Raw genomic sequence first — 4,320 nt, forward strand, 5'->3', positions numbered from 1 at the left:
TACAGATTACGTAACAATGATGTCCGATAATTCAACTTCGCGACAGTTTGTCGCACCCCGCTTGCTAGGCCCCAAAGCCGCATTCTGCAAGGCCTTGGGGTTGATCTGGATCAAGCGGAGGGCAACTTTTCGCTCTTCTCATGCGCTGCAAAAGACCCCATGCAATTCGGGACTTTTGTCTAACCTTGGCGTCGGTTGCGGTAGATGCAGAACGGCACCAGGATGGCGGTCAGCACAAACGCCACAAGCGCCCATTGCGCGAGCGACAAACCGAGGATCGGTGGGTACGGCGTGCTGCAGAAGCCGTCGACCTGGAACGCCAGCGGCCACAGCTTGGCCAGCGGCAGGTCATCCACGATTGGTTGCAAGGTGTCGATACCGCAACTGACCATGGGGTTGGCGAGTATATACACATGATTGCCAGCCGCAACGATTCCGCCGACTGCGCTAAGTACCACCAGCACTTCGAATAAGGTCAGGCTGCGCCGCCCCGGCATTGCTGCGGCAAGAAAGGCGAACACGGCAATGAACAGCAGCGCATAGCGCTGCAGGATGCACAACGGGCAAGGGGCCTCGCCCAGCACCACCTGCATGTAGAGAGCGCCGCCAATCAGCGACAGGCAGATCAGGCCCAACAGCACCAGAAAGCGCCGTTCCCGATTCAGGCGCGATGTTTGTTCGTTCATTGCCGGTTCCTTCGATGGATAGTGGCAGCGTGGTCCGCCTGCCTTGGCGCAAGTCTACACGCTGGGCAGGGCCTTTGAGCGTGCCGAGGAGGCGGCGCGATAGCACTGCGCAGGGCTATCCGGTGTGGCTGAGACCGGCCGCAGCGACGTCGGTTCAACATCGGGCGGCAAAAAACGGCTGCCTGGGTGCCGCGCAGGGGCAAGCCCCTCGACACCCGGGAGTGAAGGATACCGTGATTAAAGGATGATTAACGATGAAAGCTGCGCAGGCGCTTTCATCTCTCCTTTATATATAGGCAGGAAGGTGAGGTGCGGCCCAGCCGCTGGCAAGCCAGCCCCCAGGCGACGAATGCGGTCGACCGTTTCGTTCTCGATTACCCACGGGCGGGAGCAGTGCTGCGAGGGAGCTGGCTTGCCAGCGGCTGGGATGATTGCTTATGCCTGTACCAGCCTCTTCGCGGGTAAACCCGCTCCCACAGGGACCGCACCACATTCAAAACCGGTGCAATACCTGTGGGAGCGGGTTTACCCGCGAAGAGGCCAGTACAGGCGCTACATCACTCCAGCGCCGCCGCCGGCCCAAAGAACTCGTAGCGGCTCTGGTGCTCCGGCACACCCAGGCCCTTCAGCTGGCGCTTGACCGCCGCCATGAAGCCCTTGGGCCCAAGGAAGTAGGCATCCACATCACGCTCCTGCGGCAACCATTCGGCCAACAGGTCCTCGCTCAGCAGGCCCACGGCATCGGCCGCAGCACCACCTTCAGGATCCTCATAGCAATAGAAGCGCTTGAGCTGCGGATGACGCTCGGCCAAGCCATCGATCCAGTCACGGAAGGCATGCACACCACCATTACGCGCACAGTGAATGAAATGCACCTCGCGCTGGGTTTGCAGTGCTGCCTGCAGCATCGCCAGGGTCGGGGTAATGCCCACCCCGCCACTGATCAGCACCAGCGGCTTGTCGCTGGCCGCCAGGGTAAAGTCACCGGCAGGCGGGAACAGTTGCAGGGTCTCGCCGACCACCAGCTCGTCGTGCAGGTAGTTGGAGACCTTGCCGCCCTCTTCGCGCTTGACGCTGATGCGATATTCCTTGCCGTCACACAGCGCCGACAGGGAATAATTGCGGCGCTGCTCGGCACCGTCGATGTCCAGCTTCAGGCCGATGTACTGGCCAGGCTCAGCTTTGAGTACCGGCTTGCCATCCACTGGGGCGAAGTAGAACGAAACGATCTCGCTGCTTTCCTGCTCGCGGCGCACCAGGCGGAACTCGCGAGTCCCGCGCCAGCCACCCTCGGCCTCTTCCTTCTGTTTATACAAACCTTCTTCTGCACCGATCAGGATGTCGGCCAGCTGGCCATAAGCCGCACCCCAAGCCTCGATGACCGCAGGGGTAGCGATTTCCTTGCCCAGCACTTCCTCGATAGCGCGCAGCAGGCAGCTGCCTACGATCGGGTAGTGCTCCGGCAGAATCTGCAGGGCAACGTGCTTGTTGATAATCTGACCGACCAGGCCGCCCAGTTGCTCCAGCTGGTCAATGTGACGGGCATACATCAGCACGCCGTTGGCCAGGGCGCGCGGCTGGTCACCGCTGGCCTGGTGGGCCTGGTTGAACAGCGGGCGCACTTCTGGGTACTCGCTGAGCATCATCTTGTAGAAGTGGGTGGTCAGCGCTTCGCCGCCGCTTTCCAGCAGGGGTACGGTGGCCTTGATGATTGCACGTTGTTCGGCATTGAGCATTGCAACAACTCCTGAGCCTGTGGCTTCAAATGACTGCCCCTGCTATTACAGCAATCGTGCCAACTTTTATCGCCAGCAAAATCAGGGGGTTGACGCAGGTCATGTCAAAACGACCCTGCCGGACGTATAGTCGTATCGACCTACTGGAGTCCTTATGACCACAAAGCCCCTGCTCACAACCCTGCTGCCACTGGTCAGCGACCTGTCCCGTGATTTGCCCGACCAGGAACGCTACCGCCGCCTGCTGCAGGCCATGCGTGGGCTGCTGCCGTGCGATGCCGCCGCACTGCTGCGCCTGGACGGCGAGTGGCTGGTGCCGTTGGCGGTGGATGGCTTGAGCCCCGACACCTTGGGCCGGCGCTTTCGGGTCAGCGAACACCCGCGCTTCCAGATTCTGCTCAGCAGCCCGCACCCCACCCGTTTCGCCAGTGACTCCGAACTGCCCGACCCTTACGATGGCTTGGTCAACGCCCCCGATGCCGACCTGGAGGTGCACGACTGCATGGGCTGCCCGTTGATGGTCGATGAGCGCCCGTGGGGCCTGGTCACCCTCGATGCCCTCACCCCGGGGCAGTTCCAGAGCATGGAGCTGGATGCCCTGCAGGCCTTTGCCAGCCTGGCCGCCGCCACAGTCACCGTGGCCGAGCGCATCGAGCACCTGGCCCTGCGCGCCGAGGACGAACACCACCGCGCCGAGATCTACCGCCAGGCCAGCGGCCAGGATAAAGAGCTGATTGGCCAGAGCCCCGCACACAAACGCCTGGTAGAGGAGATCCGCCTGGTCGGTGGCAGCGACCTGACCGTGCTGATCACCGGCGAAACCGGCGTTGGCAAGGAACTGGTGGCCCAGGCCCTGCACCAAGCCAGTAGCCGCGCCGACAAACCGCTGGTCAGCCTCAACTGCGCCGCCCTGCCCGACACCTTGGTGGAAAGCGAACTGTTCGGCCATGTCCGCGGTGCCTTCACCGGCGCGCACGGCGAGCGCCGCGGCAAGTTCGAGCTGGCCAATGGCGGCACGCTATTCCTCGATGAAGTGGGCGAACTACCGCTGACCGTGCAGGCCAAGCTGTTGCGCGTGCTGCAGAGCGGCCAACTGCAACGCCTGGGCTCGGACCGCGAGCACCGCGTGGACGTGCGCCTGATTGCCGCGACCAACCGTGACCTGGCAGCAGAAGTACGCACCGGCAACTTCCGCGCCGACTTCTATCACCGCCTCAGCGTGTACCCGCTGCACGTGCCGCCGTTGCGCGAACGTGGCAAAGACGTGCTGCTATTGGCCGGGTACTTCCTCGAACAGAACCGTTCGCGCCTGGGTCTGAACAGCCTGCGCCTGAGCAGCGAAGCCCAGGCCGCACTGCTGGCTTACGACTGGCCAGGCAACGTGCGTGAACTGGAACACCTGATTGGCCGCTCGGCACTCAAGGCGCTGGGCCAGCACCCCGATCGGCCACGCATCCTCACCCTGGAAGCCGTAGACCTGGACCTGCGCGTAACGGCCACGCCGGGCCCCCTGCCCTCCCCCGCCGCACCCTTGCAGGCGGCAACACTGCCCGAAGGCGGCCTGCGCGAAGCCGTCGACATCTACCAACGCCAAGTGATCGAAGCTTGCCTGCAACGGCATGAAGAAAACTGGGCAGCAGCTGCTCGTGAGCTTGGTCTGGACCGCGCAAACCTGAGCCGATTGGCCCGCCGGCTGGGGCTTCGCTGAGGTTTACCTACAAAAGGATTAACCCAGAAAGCCATCTGGTTGGCGCCTGCTGGACTGCTATATCTCCCTAACCACCCGATTCTCGACTGCCTGGTCGAGGCTGTGCGCGATACCCCTGCAAGGGCCCTGTTGCGCCAGTTGTGGCCCGAATAACTTGGGCCTGGGATCCGGATACCAGCAGGGAGCATCC

At 62.8% G+C, this 4,320-nt stretch carries 3 protein-coding genes; 1 reads left to right on the forward strand and 2 read right to left on the reverse strand.

Annotated features, from left to right (window positions below):
• Window positions 1-179: 179 nt before the first annotated feature.
• Both ACIP1G_RS05830 and hmpA read right to left on the reverse strand, forming a co-directional pair.
• Window positions 180-686, reverse strand: coding sequence for a disulfide bond formation protein B (locus ACIP1G_RS05830; RefSeq protein WP_400734634.1), 507 nt, complete (start codon window positions 684-686; stop codon window positions 180-182).
• A gap of 557 nt (window positions 687-1,243) precedes the next feature.
• Window positions 1,244-2,422: an NO-inducible flavohemoprotein gene (gene hmpA / locus ACIP1G_RS05835; protein ID WP_400734636.1), complete on the reverse strand. Its 1,179-nt coding sequence runs from the start codon at window positions 2,420-2,422 to the stop codon at window positions 1,244-1,246.
• Between the two features lie 154 nt (window positions 2,423-2,576).
• Here hmpA and norR point away from each other — a divergent pair, with 154 nt between their 5' ends.
• The gene (norR, locus tag ACIP1G_RS05840; RefSeq protein ID WP_400734637.1) at window positions 2,577-4,130 is read left to right on the forward strand and encodes a nitric oxide reductase transcriptional regulator NorR; all 1,554 of its coding nucleotides are present in this window, start codon (window positions 2,577-2,579) and stop codon (window positions 4,128-4,130) included.
• The last annotated feature ends 190 nt before the right edge of the window (window positions 4,131-4,320 follow it).

The sequence above is a fragment of the Pseudomonas sp. NPDC089392 genome (genome assembly GCF_044749595.1).
Lineage (GTDB): Bacteria > Pseudomonadota > Gammaproteobacteria > Pseudomonadales > Pseudomonadaceae > Aquipseudomonas.